This is a genomic window from Shigella sp. SIG3 (assembly GCF_053555855.1).
Genome location: NZ_JBQZXE010000092.1, coordinates 1 through 15,035, shown reverse-complemented (window position 1 = coordinate 15,035; position 15,035 = coordinate 1). Strand labels below are relative to the sequence as shown.

General features: G+C 51.3%; 19 protein-coding genes and 2 pseudogenes. 6 read left to right on the top strand and 15 right to left on the bottom strand.

The annotated features are described in order from the left end of the window. A partial coding sequence (locus ACUU1I_RS15195) for a DUF2686 family protein (RefSeq protein WP_449144680.1) occupies positions 1-564 on the top strand: 564 nt, incomplete at its 5' end. 70 nt (positions 565-634) lie between these two features. Here the strand turns inward: ACUU1I_RS15195 and rplI are convergent. Genes rplI through rpsF form a run of 4 tightly spaced genes read right to left on the bottom strand, consistent with a single transcriptional unit; the run spans position 635 to position 2,074 of the window. Then, entirely contained in the window at positions 635-1,084 is a 450-nt protein-coding gene (gene rplI / locus ACUU1I_RS15190) for a 50S ribosomal protein L9 (RefSeq protein ID WP_001196062.1), read from the bottom strand. Positions 1,085-1,125: 41 nt separating this feature from the next. Then, positions 1,126-1,353 carry a 30S ribosomal protein S18 gene (gene rpsR, locus ACUU1I_RS15185; protein ID WP_000135199.1) on the bottom strand — a complete coding sequence of 76 codons (228 nt, stop codon included), beginning with the start codon at positions 1,351-1,353 and terminating at the stop codon, positions 1,126-1,128. Between the two features lie 4 nt (positions 1,354-1,357). Then, positions 1,358-1,672 carry a primosomal replication protein N gene (priB, locus tag ACUU1I_RS15180; protein WP_001296681.1) on the bottom strand — a complete coding sequence of 105 codons (315 nt, stop codon included), beginning with the start codon at positions 1,670-1,672 and terminating at the stop codon, positions 1,358-1,360. 6 nt (positions 1,673-1,678) lie between these two features. Beyond that, positions 1,679-2,074, bottom strand: a complete 396-nt coding sequence (rpsF, locus tag ACUU1I_RS15175) for a 30S ribosomal protein S6 (RefSeq protein WP_001216674.1) — start codon at positions 2,072-2,074, stop codon at positions 1,679-1,681. Between the two features lie 326 nt (positions 2,075-2,400). On the opposite strand from rpsF, the gene yjfY reads away from it, so the two are divergent. Then, positions 2,401-2,676 (top strand): DUF1471 family protein YjfY, encoded by a 276-nt coding sequence (yjfY, locus tag ACUU1I_RS15170; RefSeq protein ID WP_000492914.1) that lies wholly within the window; start codon positions 2,401-2,403, stop codon positions 2,674-2,676. A gap of 128 nt (positions 2,677-2,804) precedes the next feature. Here the strand turns inward: yjfY and ulaF are convergent, their stop codons facing one another. The 6 genes and pseudogenes from ulaF to ulaA form a co-directional block, all read right to left on the bottom strand. Beyond that, entirely contained in the window at positions 2,805-3,491 is a 687-nt protein-coding gene (gene ulaF, locus ACUU1I_RS15165; protein WP_001170813.1) for an L-ribulose-5-phosphate 4-epimerase UlaF, read from the bottom strand. Beyond that, the gene (ulaE, locus tag ACUU1I_RS15160; protein WP_000949542.1) at positions 3,491-4,327 is read right to left on the bottom strand and encodes an L-ribulose-5-phosphate 3-epimerase UlaE; all 837 of its coding nucleotides are present in this window, start codon (positions 4,325-4,327) and stop codon (positions 3,491-3,493) included. The genes ulaF and ulaE overlap by 1 nt, the downstream gene beginning before the upstream one ends. Before the next feature lie 9 nt (positions 4,328-4,336). Next, positions 4,337-4,987 carry a 3-keto-L-gulonate-6-phosphate decarboxylase UlaD gene (gene ulaD / locus ACUU1I_RS15155; protein ID WP_000056760.1) on the bottom strand — a complete coding sequence of 217 codons (651 nt, stop codon included), beginning with the start codon at positions 4,985-4,987 and terminating at the stop codon, positions 4,337-4,339. Between the two features lie 13 nt (positions 4,988-5,000). Continuing rightward, a pseudogene (gene ulaC / locus ACUU1I_RS15150) lies at positions 5,001-5,465 on the bottom strand (PTS ascorbate transporter subunit IIA). 9 nt (positions 5,466-5,474) lie between these two features. Beyond that, the gene (ulaB, locus tag ACUU1I_RS15145; RefSeq protein WP_000218360.1) at positions 5,475-5,780 is read right to left on the bottom strand and encodes a PTS ascorbate transporter subunit IIB; all 306 of its coding nucleotides are present in this window, start codon (positions 5,778-5,780) and stop codon (positions 5,475-5,477) included. Between the two features lie 15 nt (positions 5,781-5,795). Continuing rightward, positions 5,796-7,193 (bottom strand): PTS ascorbate transporter subunit IIC, encoded by a 1,398-nt coding sequence (gene ulaA / locus ACUU1I_RS15140; protein WP_005053825.1) that lies wholly within the window; start codon positions 7,191-7,193, stop codon positions 5,796-5,798. A gap of 354 nt (positions 7,194-7,547) precedes the next feature. On the opposite strand from ulaA, the gene ulaG reads away from it, so the two are divergent. Both ulaG and ulaR read left to right on the top strand, forming a co-directional pair. Further along, a complete protein-coding gene (gene ulaG, locus ACUU1I_RS15135; RefSeq protein ID WP_001295191.1) occupies positions 7,548-8,612 on the top strand; it encodes an L-ascorbate 6-phosphate lactonase in 1,065 nt (354 codons plus the stop codon). A gap of 107 nt (positions 8,613-8,719) precedes the next feature. Then, a complete protein-coding gene (gene ulaR, locus ACUU1I_RS15130; protein WP_000133645.1) occupies positions 8,720-9,475 on the top strand; it encodes an HTH-type transcriptional regulator UlaR in 756 nt (251 codons plus the stop codon). Here the strand turns inward: ulaR and yjfP are convergent. Next, positions 9,472-10,221 (bottom strand): esterase, encoded by a 750-nt coding sequence (gene yjfP / locus ACUU1I_RS15125; RefSeq protein ID WP_000569721.1) that lies wholly within the window; start codon positions 10,219-10,221, stop codon positions 9,472-9,474. The genes ulaR and yjfP overlap by 4 nt on opposite strands. A 181-nt stretch (positions 10,222-10,402) precedes the next feature. On the opposite strand from yjfP, the gene bsmA reads away from it, so the two are divergent. Both bsmA and yjfN read left to right on the top strand, forming a co-directional pair. Beyond that, positions 10,403-10,732, top strand: coding sequence for a biofilm peroxide resistance protein BsmA (gene bsmA, locus ACUU1I_RS15120; RefSeq protein WP_000254636.1), 330 nt, complete (start codon positions 10,403-10,405; stop codon positions 10,730-10,732). 148 nt (positions 10,733-10,880) lie between these two features. Next, on the top strand, positions 10,881-11,156 hold the full coding sequence (gene yjfN / locus ACUU1I_RS15115; protein ID WP_000811566.1) for a DUF1471 family protease activator YjfN: 276 nt from the start codon (positions 10,881-10,883) through the stop codon (positions 11,154-11,156). 116 nt (positions 11,157-11,272) lie between these two features. Here yjfN and ACUU1I_RS15110 read toward each other — a convergent pair. The 4 genes and pseudogenes from ACUU1I_RS15110 to ACUU1I_RS15095 all read right to left on the bottom strand — a co-directional run. Beyond that, positions 11,273-12,912 (bottom strand): annotated as a pseudogene (locus ACUU1I_RS15110) (isovaleryl-CoA dehydrogenase). Between the two features lie 68 nt (positions 12,913-12,980). Further along, complete coding sequence (locus ACUU1I_RS15105) at positions 12,981-14,144, bottom strand: glutathionylspermidine synthase family protein (protein WP_000943983.1); 1,164 nt, start codon at positions 14,142-14,144, stop codon at positions 12,981-12,983. A 2-nt stretch (positions 14,145-14,146) separates the two neighbouring features. Then, positions 14,147-14,785 carry a DUF1190 domain-containing protein gene (locus tag ACUU1I_RS15100; protein ID WP_000101679.1) on the bottom strand — a complete coding sequence of 213 codons (639 nt, stop codon included), beginning with the start codon at positions 14,783-14,785 and terminating at the stop codon, positions 14,147-14,149. Positions 14,786-14,794: 9 nt separating this feature from the next. Beyond that, positions 14,795-15,035, bottom strand: a 241-nt coding sequence (locus ACUU1I_RS15095) for a DUF350 domain-containing protein (protein WP_140039632.1), incomplete at its 5' end; no start/stop codon positions are given.

Here is a 15,035-nt window from a genome sequence, read left to right as displayed (position 1 = left end):
GTAACAATGAATGGTGATAATTCTTTTGGATGGAACCATGAAGCTACATTAGATAATATTCACGCCCAGAAATACAATAAAGCTTACGCGGGTGCGAGGTTAACCGCAGAACTGAAATATTTATTGCAAGATGTCGAATCCTTCGAACCCAACAGTAAATACACAATACACGAGGTTGTTTTGGGACCTGGTTATAGTACTCCAGACTATACCGGCCAAACGATAGGATACGTTGTAACCCTTCCTGCCCAAATGCCTAATTGCTGGTCATCTGAACTACCAACAATCGATCTTTATATCGACCAACTTCGCACTGTTACAGGCGTTTCTAATGCCCTCGGATTCATCATTGCTGCATTGCTAAACGCGTATTCTGATTTACCCCATGATTTGAAAATTGGTCTACGTTCCTTATCAAATTCAGCCGCAATCTACTCGGGTTTAGGTTTCGAGCGAGTGCCGCAGGACCGAGACATAAGGAGTGATCGTATGCATCTAACGCCAGCAAACCATCCTGACTTATGGACACAAGAGAATGGTGAATGGATCTACTTGCGAAATTAATGCCTGACGAAAAATAGAAAGCAAAACGCCGACCAATGGTCGGCGTTTTTACGTCTCGTTGAATAACGAATTATTCAGCTACTACGTTTACGATCACTTTCGCGAATACTTCGCTGTGAACCTGGAAGCTCACTTCGTGTTCGCCAGTGGTACGCAGAACGCCGTTCGGCAGACGAACTTCGCTCTTAGCCACTTCAACGCCAGCTGCAGTTACAGCGTCAGCGATGTCGCGAGTACCGATGGAACCGAACAGTTTACCTTCGTCGCCAGCTTTAGACGCGATGGTAACAGTTTCCAGTGCATTGATTTTCTCAGCGCGAGCATTAGCAGCTGCCAGAACTTCAGCCAGTTTAGCTTCCAGTTCAGCGCGACGTGCTTCGAAGAATTCAATGTTTTTCTTGGTAGCTGGAACAGCTTTACCCTGCGGTACCAGGAAGTTACGAGCATAGCCCGCTTTAACGTTTACCTGATCACCCAGGCTACCCAGGTTTGCTACTTTATCAAGCAGAATAACTTGCATTACCTTATCCTCTCAAAGTCGTATTAATGGACCGTGACCGATTACTGATGGCGATCAGTGTACGGCAGCAGGGACAGGTAGCGAGCGCGTTTGATAGCGCGAGCCAGCTGACGCTGGTATTTTGCACGGGTACCGGTGATACGGCTTGGGACAATCTTACCGCTTTCGGTGATGTAGTTTTTCAGCGTAGCGATATCTTTATAGTCGATCTCTTGAACGCCTTCCGCGGTGAAACGGCAGAACTTGCGACGACGGAAATAACGTGCCATATGGCTAGTCTCCAGAATCTATCAATTCAATCTGCTCGGCGTGCAAAACCATTTTGCTCAGTCCGTTCTTTGCCTTGTGGCATGAAATGAACCCCTGAACGGTTATGCGACTGCCGACCGTTATACTGTGAGTAATGGCCTGGTTTTCGTGTCCGCTAACAATAACGGGCATTTGACACCATGCCTGCCGGTGAAAGCCGGCTTCCTCCTGCACAGAACGATGCTCAAGCACGAACTGGCAGTGAGGAATTCCTGATGGACTGACCTTTCGAAGGGGAGTCCTGCACACGGTGCCGGACAACACCAGACGGTTGGTCATCAGAAATTACTCTTCAGAATCCCCAGCTTCAGCATCATCAGCGGTTTCGTTTGCGAAATCATCGCGACGCTCACGGCGCTCGTCTTTCGCTTTAACCATCGGAGATGCTTCGGTAACAGCGTGCTTGGTACGCATAACCATGCTGCGGATAACGGCATCGTTGAAGCGGAAGGTAGTTTCCAGCTCATCGATCACTTCCTGCGGAGCTTCAATGTTCATCAGAACGTAGTGTGCTTTGTGCAGTTTGTTGATCGGGTAAGCCAGCTGACGGCGGCCCCAGTCTTCCAGACGGTGGATCTTGCCTTCTGCACCAGTGATGGCAGCAGTGTAGCGCTCGATCATGCCCGGAACCTGTTCGCTCTGGTCAGGATGGACCATAAAAACGATTTCGTAATGACGCATCGAATTGCTCCTTACGGATTATTCAGCCTCCTGTCTGGGTCAGCCGAATCCCGGGGAGGCAAGGAACGTGTTAAAGGTCGGCTGAAAAATGACGCGTTATAGTACTGACATACCCCGCTAAACTCAAGGGCGGAGCAGAAATAAATCTCCCCTTTCGCAAATAACCTCTAAACCGCTGATTTGAAGTTCATCACATTCCGTCACAGTGTTTTTTTGAACAACTGCATCAGAAATGGTCACCATCAACTTCTTTATCATTGATTAAAATTAAATCAGAAGATCATCACAGAGGAGAGCACACAAAGTCAGCCGTCGAGGAGGTATCTATGTTCAGTCGAGTTTTAGCCCTTCTGGCTGTGCTTTTGCTAAGTGCAAATACATGGGCAGCCATTGAAATTAATAACCACCAGGCCAGAAATATGGACGATGTGCAAAGCTTAGGCGTGATTTATATCAATCATAATTTCGCCACTGAAAGCGAAGCACGTCAGGCATTAAATGAAGAAACAGATGCGCAAGGCGCAACGTACTACCACGTAATTCTGATGCGGGAACCGGGGAGTAACGGCAATATGCACGCCAGCGCGGATATTTATCGCTAGCACCAGGTATAACCAACGAAACATTGCCATAGTTTGCTTTGCCCCCTTCGCAGGGGGCTTTTTTTGAAAAACGGCTGCGGAATTAGACCAGTTATCTCCCGAGGAAGGAAATTTCCGCAGCGCGTGTTTTACTTCTGCCCGTAATAAGCGTTAGGACCGTGCTTACGCATGAAGTGTTTATTCATCAGGTAGCTGTCGATATGATTGAGTTGTGGATTAATACTGCGCGCAATCCACGCCATTTTCGCCACTTCTTCCATCACTACCGCGTTATGCACCGCGTCGTGGGCATCTTTCCCCCAGGCGAACGGTCCGTGCTGATACACCACAATTCCCGGCGTATGCAGCGGCTCGGCGTTGCCCAGCGTTTCGATAATCACTTTGCCAGTGTTCAGTTCATACTCACCCTGCACCTCTTCTTCGCTTAATCCACGCGTACACGGGATATCACCAAAGAAGTAGTCAGCGTGCGTGGTGCCTAATGCCGGGATCGCCAGCCCCGCCTGCGCCCATGCGGTGGCATGAGTGGAGTGGGTATGGACAATGCCGCCAAGCGACGGGTAACGACGGTAGAGTTCGAGATGCGTCGCAGTGTCGGAAGATGGGCGATACTCCCCTTCCACCACCTTGCCGCTCATATCGACCACCACCATATCGTCTGCTTTCATGGTTTCGTAGGCAACGCCGCTGGGCTTGATCACCACCAGCCCGCGTTCGCGGTCGATAGCGCTGACGTTGCCCCAAGTAAAGGTCACCAGCCCATAGCGCGGCAGATCCATGTTGGCTTCAAACACCTGCTGTTTTAGCTTTTGCATTATGCCGCCTCCACCATGCCTGCTTTGGCCATGCGCGCTTTCACCACTTCTGCCGCCGGGTCTTCCGCCGTTTCGCTCCACATCTCAATCAGGTACGGCCCGCAATAGCCACTCTGTTTGAGCGTTTCGAAGCAACGTTCGAAATCCACCACACCTTCGCCAAATGGCACGTTTTTGAAGACGCCCGGTTTGGTGTCTTTCACATGCACCGCGACGATATGCCCGATTCCGGCCTGCAACTCCATCTGCACATCGTTGTCCCACGCCGACAGGTTGCCGATATCCGGGTAGAGCTGGAACCACGGGTTGTTGAGATAGTGCGCGTAACCCAGCGCCTTGCTGATGGAGTTCATCAACGGATAATCCATGATCTCCATCGCCAGCGTCACCTGTGCGCGGCTCGCCATCTCAACGCTCTCTTTCAGGCCGTCACGGAAACGACGACGCGTTTCGTTATTGGCTTCCTGATAGTAAACGTCATAGCCCGCCAGCTGGATCACGCGAATGCCAACGTCCTGGGCGAACTGGATGGCTTTACGCATAATCTCCAGCCCCTGCGCCCGCACCGCGTCATCTTCGCTGCCCAACGGGAAACGACGATGGGCAGAAAGGCACATGGACGGCACACGCACGCCGGTTTCAACAATCGCATTCACCAGCGCCAGACGCTGCTCGCGGCTCCAGTCGAGGCGCGACAGGCGCTCGTCAGTTTCATCTACCGACATCTCGACAAAATCGAAGCCCAACGTTTTTGCCAGTCGCAGGCGTTCCAGCCAGCACTCCCCGGCGGGGAGCGCTTTTTCATAGATGCCAAGCGGGATTTGTTTGGACAACATATCCGCTCCTTAGCCCCACAGTTCGGCGATGGAACGTTTGAACTGACGCGCGGCTTCAACCGGAGAAGCGGCATCACGGATGCTGCGACCGGCGATAAACACATGAATTGGAATGCCTTTGAACAGCGGCAGATCTTCCAGCGCCAGGCCACCGGTGACGGTGACTTTGAAGCCCATATCGGAAAGACGTTTGATCGCAGTGATATCGGCTTCACCCCACGCCACGCCAGCGGCCTGCGCGTCACGGCTGCGGTGATAAACCACCTGCTGAATACCTGCGTCGCGCCACTGTTGCGCCTGTTCCCAGGTCCAGTAACCGGTCAGTTCGATCTGCACGTCGCCGTTAAACTCTTTTGCTACGTCCAGCGCACCTTTGGCGGTGTTGATATCCGCACAACAAATCACGGTCACCCAGTCAGCGTTGGCTTCGAAGCACATACGAGAAAGAATTTTGCCCGCATCGGCAATTTTGGCGTCTGCCAGCACGATTTTGTGCGGGTAGAGCGCTTTCAGATCGCGAACCGCACGCACGCCTTCGCCCACGCACAGAATGGTACCCACTTCGATAATGTCGACTTCTTCGGCAATCAGGCGAGTGGTTTCGTAGGCGCTATCCATAGTCTGGTTGTCCAGCGCGACTTGCAACATCGGTAATGACATCTTCAATTCCTTCTTAAGCTGCCGCGTTGGTGCGGTCAATGAGATCCAGTACTTCCTGCTCGGTACGGCAGGCACGTAAACGGTCGAAATTTTCTTCATCTTCAAACAGGTTGACGATCTGCATGATGCCCACTTCCTAGTGCGTGTTGGCATCGACCACCGCCATGGTGATGAGGATATCCACCGGGTCGTTATCTTCGTGGTTGAACTCCAGCGGCTTTTTCAGCGTCACCAGCGCAAAACCGGTTTTCTTAACGCCCTCTTCCGGGCGACCGTGCGGCATTGCCAGGCCTGGTGCGAGCACAAAGTACGGACCGTGCTGTTCAACCGCATCCAGAATCGCCTGGTAGTAACGCGGCTCGACAACATCCGCCGCCACCAGCAGGTCAACGCCGATTTTTACTGCGTCCTGCCATGTCTCAGCTTCAGCCTGCAGGCGGATGGATTTATTCTCCGCCAGCGAATCATGTAATTTCATGGCGCGTCCTTACTTCACATCCTGCGGGAAATGCGCTTTGATCACTTCCAGCAGTTTCGGGCCAAAGTCGGCAGGAGAGAGCATGTTGCGCACGCCAACCACGTATTTGTTGCCGGTCACGGTGATTTCGCCCGCAATGTGCGTAGAAGCGATGATGATATCCGCGCCGCTCAACTCGCTTTTGTATTCGCCAACCGCGCAGCTATTTACCGTGTGGTCAATGTTTGATTGGGTTAAAAACTGGTCCACTTTCATCTTCATGATCATGGAACTGCCTTGTCCGTTGCCACACACAGCCAGAATACGTACGGTCATAATCAAAACTCCTTATTAAGCAGACTGTTCTGCCAATTGTTTTTCTGCATCTTCTTCTGCGCGCAGTGCGCGGCCAGCGAAGAACATATAAGCCAGTGCAATTACAATGATGACGGCCATAAAGGCGATACCGATGGAGAAGAAGCCCTGCATCATCGGCGGTGCCAGAATCGACCAGTCCGCCATCCCCATCCAGGCACTCATACCGGTAAGTTTCACCACCCAGACGCAACCAAAGATTTCGATCATCCCCATCACCAGACAAATCTTCAGCGCCGCACGCCAGCCGCCGAAGTGGTTAGCGAACACGCCGATGGTGGCGTTGGAGAAGAACATCGGGATAAAGCCTGGGATAATCAGGATCGAGGAACCGCAGGCGACCAGGATGCCAACCGCAATCAGCTGACCGATGGTGCCCCACATAAAGCCCCAGACCACGGCGTTCGGAGCGAAGCTATAAATAGCCGCACAGTCAATCGCCAGAACCGCACCAGGGATCAGGCGCTGGGAGATACCGTTAAACGCTTCAGAGAGTTCCGCCACAAACATGCGCACACCCTGAGTGATGATGAAGATCGCCACCGCGAAGGAAAAACCGGTTTGCAGGATATAGACCGTCCAGTGCACTTTGCCTGCCATCGCCTGCACGGTGTCGATACCGAAGGAGAGCAGAATGGCACCAAAGAAGATGGTCATGACAATCGCCGTGGAGACGATGTTGTCGTGGAAAATATTCAGCCAGCCTGGCAGTTTGAGGTCTTCAACGCTTTCCTCTTTTTTGCCGAGGAACGGCGCAACTTTATAGGCAATTAATGATGCAAACTGTTGCTGGTGACCGATGGAGAAACCGCAGCCGTCCGTCACTTCCTGAGTCGGCTTGTACATCATGTTGGAGGTAATGCCCCAGTAGAGCGAAACCAGAATCGCCGTGCAGATAATGGTTGTCCACATGGAGTAGCCGAAAATAAACAACGTAACGGCAATCAGCCCCGCCTGCTGGAACATGATATGACCAGTCAGCATGATGGTACGAATACCGGTAATGCGACGCAGCAGCACGTAACAGATGTTCAGCGCCAGCGCTAACAACACCGCGTAACCTACCCAGCTATAGGCATCGCCCATGCGGTCGATGGTTGCCATCATCGACGCGTAAGTATCGGAAATTGCGCCGTTAATGCCGTAGACTTCGGACATTTTCGCCACCACCGGTTTGAAGGTGCTGGTGAGGATGCCGGACCCTGCCTGCAACAACATGAAACCAATTATGGTTTTAATCGTGCCTTTAATAATAACGCTGACACTTTTGCGCAGTAGGATGTAGCCCAGACAGGTCACAATACCCAGCAACAACGGGGCATTGGTCATGACCTGGTTAAAAAACACGGTAAAGATGTTGTAGAGGATCTCCATAACGATCTCCTGAAGAAGAGGTAACCGGGTATTCCGCACACCCGGAATGTTGTGCACTCACTCTAATTTTCAAAAGTAATCACAACAAGATTATTTATGATTAAATGTGACGCGACCCGCAAATAATTCCACACGGATAGAGTGGGATTCACACAACGAAAAAATTATTTATTTAAATTCATTTAGTTAATTTAACTATACATTCCATTAAATCTTTCTACACTCAAAATCAACAACAACTTCCCTGGCAAAAAGTCAAAAAATGGTCATTGCCTTCCTGAAAAAATAGTGTCAGGATTAATCAAAACCAATCACATATTGATTCGAATTGAACTATCATGAAGGTAAATGGCGATGAGTAAAGTGAAAAGTATCACCCGAGAATCCTGGATCCTGAGCACTTTCCCGGAGTGGGGTAGCTGGCTGAATGAAGAAATTGAACAAGAGCAGGTCGCCCCTGGCACATTTGCGATGTGGTGGCTAGGCTGCACCGGGATCTGGTTGAAATCAGAAGGTGGCACCAACGTTTGCGTTGATTTCTGGTGCGGCACTGGCAAACAAAGTCACGGTAACCCGTTAATGAAACAGGGTCACCAGATGCAGCGCATGGCTGGCGTGAAAAAACTGCAGCCAAACCTACGCACCACCCCGTTTGTTCTTGATCCGTTTGCGATTCGCCAGATCGACGCGGTACTGGCGACTCACGATCACAACGATCATATCGACGTTAACGTCGCTGCTGCCGTGATGCAGAACTGTGCTGATGACGTACCATTCATTGGACCGAAAACCTGCGTTGATTTGTGGATTGGCTGGGGCGTACCGAAAGAGCGTTGCATCGTGGTCAAACCGGGCGATGTTGTAAAAGTGAAAGACATTGAAATTCATGCGCTTGACGCTTTCGACCGTACTGCACTGATCACCCTGCCTGCCGATCAAAAAGCGGCTGGCGTACTGCCAGATGGCATGGACGATCGCGCAGTAAACTACCTGTTCAAAACCCCTGGCGGTTCCCTATATCACAGTGGCGATTCCCACTACTCTAACTATTATGCGAAGCACGGTAACGAACATCAGATCGATGTGGCGTTAGGATCGTATGGTGAGAACCCGCGCGGTATTACCGACAAAATGACCAGCGCCGATATGCTGCGTATGGGTGAAGCCCTGAATGCGAAAGTGGTTATCCCGTTCCACCACGACATCTGGTCAAACTTCCAGGCCGATCCGCAAGAGATCCGCGTGCTGTGGGAGATGAAAAAAGATCGTCTGAAGTATGGCTTCAAGCCGTTTATCTGGCAGGTTGGCGGCAAATTTACCTGGCCGCTGGATAAAGACAACTTCGAGTACCACTATCCGCGCGGTTTCGATGATTGCTTCACTATTGAACCGGATCTGCCGTTCAAGTCATTCCTGTAATCTGTCGTTTATACCGGATAGCGTGGAGAAGTTCGCGCTATCCGGCGTAGTATTTCCTGGCTATTTCAAATATCATCTAAAAAAATCAAATTTTATCGGAATAGCTCATGACTGAAGCACAAAGACATCAAATCCTCCTGGAAATGCTCGCACAATTGGGCTTTGTGACCGTTGAGAAAGTCGTTGAGCGTCTGGGAATTTCGCCTGCCACTGCGCGACGCGATATCAATAAACTTGGCGAAAGCGGCAAACTGAAAAAGGTGCGCAATGGCGCAGAAGCTATTACCCAACAGCGCCCGCGCTGGACGCCGATGAATCTGCATCAGGCGCAGAATCACGATGAAAAAGTACGTATTGCTAAAGCGGCCTCGCAGCTGGTTAATCCGGGCGAAAGCGTAGTCATCAACTGCGGCTCCACCGCGTTTCTGCTTGGGCGGGAAATGTGTGGCAAGCCAGTGCAAATCATCACTAATTATCTACCGCTGGCAAATTACCTGATCGATCAAGAACATGACAGCGTGATCATTATGGGTGGACAGTACAACAAAAGTCAGTCCATCACTTTAAGCCCGCAGGGCAGCGAAAACAGTCTCTATGCCGGGCACTGGATGTTTACCAGCGGAAAAGGGCTGACCGCAGAAGGGTTGTATAAAACCGATATGCTGACAGCAATGGCAGAGCAGAAGATGCTGAGCGTGGTAGGGAAACTGGTGGTACTGGTTGATAGCAGTAAGATTGGCGAACGCGCGGGAATGCTTTTTAGCCGTGCCGATCAAATCGATATGCTGATCACCGGCAAAAATGCTAACCCGGAAATCCTGCAACAACTGGAAGCGCAAGGGGTCAGCATTCTGCGTGTTTAAAGATGCTGGCGGAAAAATGTCACGGCAGCATCTAACGCCTCAGGCGTAATGCGGTGACGCACGCCTGGCTGCCATGAACAGGTTAGCAGTTTATCCCGTCCCGTCTCGCTTAAGGCCTGCTGCAAACGTAGTGATTCGTCGGCAGGCACAACGTCATCGTCGAGGCCATGCCACAGCAGTAGAGGTCTGTCCCCAAGTTGTTCTAGGTGGTTTGTCGCTTCCCACTCTGCCAGCGGCGCGACAATTTTATTGAATTCATTCTGCTGTGCTGCCGTTTCAGGTATCAGCGGTGGAAACAGTGAACGGGCGAGCGATGTAAAATAGCCCGATCCCATCATGCTGGCGGTACATTTCACCGTGGGGTGGCGAGCGGTAATTCCCAGTGCCGTCATCGCGCCCATCGACGCGCCACCGACTGCCAGACGGTCATCAAGCAGCCAGTTTTCTTCGGCTATTGCCGCACGTAAAGTAGTGAATTCCTGCATACTTTGTAGCAAGATTTGCCAGAATTGATTTAACCGCCGCGCTTCGTCGCCACTAAAACGGCTACCGTGATCGGGCGCATCCGGCATGATCACCCGCAAACCAGCCTGCGCCAGCGCAACGGCAAAATAGCTATACACCAGGCTGGATGAAGTAAAGCCGTGATAAAAAATTACGCACGGTAACGGGGTATCTTTTTGCCCGACAGGATAAGCATGAAGAACGGGAATATCTGCCAGCTCGCGTGATTCTATTTCAATCATCTGTCTCTCCTTTTTGTCTGGTATGACATGAAGAAATCCTTAGCACAAGTTTCTGCTGGCGGTATTAGTTCATAATGTTGAGATGTGGGTTACGCTTTCGTCACGTTTTCATTCGAAAATCGCGTACCAGGTAACAATTCGGGAACATTCCCCCAAAGTTAAATTAATAAGGCACTACACTATGGTTAGCAGGAAACGTAATAGCGTTATTTACCGGTTTGCCAGTTTATTATTGGTGTTGATGTTAAGTGCCTGTAGCGCACTGCAAGGTACGCCACAGCCAGCACCGCCAGTAACGGACCATCCGCAAGAGATTCGCCGCGACCAGACGCAAGGGTTACAGCGAATAGGTAGCGTAAGCACGATGGTTCGGGGTTCTCCGGATGACGCATTAGCAGAAATCAGAGCAAAAGCTGTCGCTGCAAAAGCTGATTATTACGTTGTCGTCATGGTGGACGAAACCATCGTGACAGGACAGTGGTATTCACAAGCCATTTTGTACCGTAAATAAATCAGACAACTTACATAGTCAGCTTTACATTGCTTTGCGTCCCTATGCGTTTACCTGTGCACAATAAATTACCGGCTGGAAGCTTGGGCGTTTATTACCGCGATGGAATGCCCTGCAACATGTGGGGAAACGAAAAATGGAGCTGACGATGAAACAATTACTTGCCTCACCCTCGCTGCAATTAGTGACTTATCCTGCGAGCGCCACGGCACAGTCTGCAGAATTCGCCAGTGCTGACTGCGTGACGGGCCTGAATGAAATAGGTCAGATCTCAGTTAGCAATATTTCAGGGGATCCGCAGGACGTGGAACGTATCGTGGCGTTAAAGGCCGATGAACAAGGTGCGTCATGGTACCGCATTATTACCATGTACGAAGACCAGCAGCCTGATAACTGGCGCGTACAGGCGATACTGTATGCATGAGTGTCATCTACAGCAAATGAACAATGCCGGATGCGGCGCGAGCGCCTTGTCCGGCCTACAATTTTCACATATTTCATTTAGTTAATCGAAACCAGCGTCGCATCAGTCGTATACGCTTACACACACACTCCCCCCGTCGCCCGCAGCAATAAATCATTCTGGATCTGCTCTGACAACCGTACGCCGCCGCGCGTATCTAACATCACCTGACACCACGCCTGCGCCATTGGCGGAGAAGCATATTTCAACATTTGCGCACCGCAGCCCAGCAGGAATAGCTGATGAGTAATCTCTCGCCCCAGTTCTTCAGCTGGCTTACGCAGCTGCTGCTGTAAACGACGAACCGCGCGATCAAAATAGCGATCCTGCCCTTTCACTTCCACAAATGCTTCCGACAATAAGTCGTATACGCCCGCTTGCTTATTGAGAACGCGCAACACATCCAGGCACATAATATTGCCGGAACCTTCCCAAATACTGTTTACCGGCATCTCCCGGTAAAGCCGCGGCAGCTCGCTCTCCTCGCAATAACCAATGCCGCCCAGCACCTCCATCGCTTCGGCCACAAACGGCATACCTCGTTTGCAGATCACAAATTTTGCCGCAGGCGTAAATAAACGCGCCCACAGGGCTTCTTTGGCATCGGCACGCCGGTCCCACGCTCGCGCAAGACGAAACAGCAACGCCGTTTGCCCTTCAAGCTGAAGTGCCATGCGACTTAAGACATGACGCATAAGGGGCTGTTGGATCAATGGATTACCAAAAACATGGCGTTGATGTGCATGATAAATCGCCAGCGAAAATGCACGGCGCATCATGGCATGGCTACCCAGGGCGCAATCAAAACGCGTCATCCCCCCCATTTTCAGGATCAGACGAATTCCTTCCCCTTCCTGCCCCAATAACCAGCCAATGGCATCCTGAAACTCCACTTCGCAACTGGCGTTAGAGCGATTACCCAGCTTATCTTTCAGCCGCTCGAGGCGAATCGCGTTGCGTTGCCCGTCAGGCAAAAAGCGCGGCACAAAAAAGCAGGACAGACCGCCCGCGGTCTGCGCCAGCACCAGATGCGCATCGCTTTGCGGCACCGAGAAAAACCATTTATGCCCCACCAGCCGATAAGAGCCATCTTCCAAACGCTCTGCACGGATGGTGTTGCTCATGACATCGGAACCGCCCTGCTTTTCCGTCATTCCCATGCCAATCAACAAACCGCGTTTTTGCCCACCTGGCAATAAGTGAGAATCGTAGCGATCGCTCAGCAGCGGCGTGGTCCAGTCCTGAAACGGCGTGGGTAACATCTGTAACAACAATGGCGTGGCGGCAAAGGTCATCGTTATTGGACATAACGACCCAGCCTCAACCTGCCATGTAACATAAAACGCGCCGCGCGCGCCACAAATGCGCCGGAGCGAGCGTCTTCTTCCCAGGCAAGATTGTGCACCCGATTGGTACATAACGCCTGCATCAGCAGGTGCCATGCGGGATGGAAACGAACATCGTCCAGACGCCGCCCCTGGGCATCGTAGCGCAACAGTTCAGGCGGGTTTACATTCGCCAGCCGCCCCAGTTCAAGGGATTCAGCCGTTCCTAACTGCTGACCAATACTGGCTAGAAAATTGCTATCCCAGCCAGCACCTTCACGCGTTACCGCTTCGCAAAGCGCGCCATCAGACAGGTATAAGTTGCTGTTATTTAATGGTATAGGTTGATTAAAAATGGTGTGAGTTTGCCAGTGCACTGTGTCTCCCTCCATCAATGGCAGTCACCATTAGTATGGTCACTGCCATGGATTCATGACAGAAAGAGATTGCTAAAACATTCTTATCCAGCAATGTAATGCGGAACGAAACGTGAGGTGTCTTTGGTGATCAGTGTGTTATCTTCACGGATCCCCATTCCGCACGCTTCATCATCGACAATCCAGCTACCGATGAGTGTGTAGCTATCGCCAAATCGCGGCAGAGGTTGAAACGCCTGGTAGATCATCGGTTCATCGGCGTAATCACCATCAGCGTGGTCAACGACGTTATTCTGACCGTCGAAAATGGTGACGTTTCCGCCTTCGCGCGAGTAGATCGGTTTACGCACATAGCTTTCGCCAGCGGCAATCTGCGATTTTTCACCCTCAAACCAGGATGCAAGAAGGTTAGGATGACCAGGGAAGAAGCGCCAAAGCAGCGGCATTAGCCCTTTATTACTCAAGATACTTTTCCATAACGGCTCCACCCATTGCTCGCGACGCTTGCGCAGCAGCGGACCGTTATCGTCACGCATCATCCACTCCAGCGGATACAGCTTAAATGCACGCTGGATGACATTATCATCAAGATCGGTCAGTACGCCGCCGACGCCCAAACCGAGATCTTCAATGTAGATAAACCGCGACTCCTGCCCTGCCTGCTGGGCGCAGTCCTGCAAGTACAGCACGGTACTCCTGTCTTCATCGGTGTCCTGACAGCAGCAAAAATAAAACGGTTCCCGACTGTAAAGCTCACTAAAGCGCGAAATCAGGCGTTCCTGAATGGCGTTGTACTGATCGGCATCACGCGGAATAATGCCGCTGCGCCGGGCATCCTCCAGCCACAACCACTGGAAATAAGCCGACTCATACAACGAGGTCGGCGTATCGGCGTTGTACTCCAGCAGCTTCACCGGCGCATTGCCACACCAGGCAAAATCCATCCGGCCATACAGCGAAGGATCGCGTGCGCGCCAGCTTTCGGCGATCACATCCCAGTACAACGGCGGGATCGCCAGTTGCGTCAGGATCTCTTCGTCTTTAACCGCGCGATCCACCACCTCAAGGCACATCTGATGCAGTTCCGCAGTCGGTTTTTCGATCTGCTCTTCAATCTGGCGCAGAGTAAAACGGTAAGCCCGACTCTCGTCCCAATAGATTTCATTGTCGATGATATGAAAGTCGAAACCGTTGTTAGCGGCGATCTGGTCCAGATCCCGCCGCACAGGAACGTTGTGTCTCAGCATGATTAGCCTCCCCAATGCCCACGGGCGCTGGAAGAACGACCATAGCCGCCGCGCGAAACGGTCGACGCTTTTCTGGTGGTAAAGCCGCCTGAAGAGTAAGACTCTTTTTTGCCAGAACCGAAGCGCCAGGAGTAATCACCGGAAGTGTTGCGCCAGACGGGGCGGGAAGCAAATGAGGATCCGCCGCTGTTATAGACGAACGGCTCATCGCGATCTTTACGAATAACCCGGCCTAACAAAAATCCAGAAACGACCGGGATCCAACTCTGTTCAACATTGTCGTAGTAGCAATTTTCGTACTTAGACTGACAGTTCTGCTGAGTCATATTCTTTGGAACATCGGCATAAAATGCCGCTTTGGCGTTGTTCCAGCCACGCGCGCAAATGTCGGCATTATTACCGTCATCAATACAATCCTGCACTGTCGCGTAAAACGTTCCGTCGCCGTCGTTATCGACATCGCTACTATCGCTACAACCTTTCAATACGAAAAAAGCGGCACCGCCCATTAGCGCCAACGTTAAGTATTTTTGTGCGTAGCGATTGCGACGCGGTTCAAAAGGATTATTCGGTCTACCAATGCGACTGATCGCTCCGTGACCAATTTTACTGTTATTTCTTGATTTGCGTTTTCTGGCCATGATCGTCCATTACCATGTCATACAAGCTGCGTTAAAAATACCGCCAGCCAGCGCGGCGGTTCCCATAAACATTCCTGCTGCGGTATTGTGATTAATAATTTTTTCGCTTAATGCGGGCATATAAAGTCTGACACCAGCAAAAACGAGTAACTGAATCACCAGTGCAATCCCGCCCCAGGCGAAATAGTCTGGAATACTCACCGCATTGATTGCCGCACTGGATAATGGGATAACGTAACCTAACAATGTA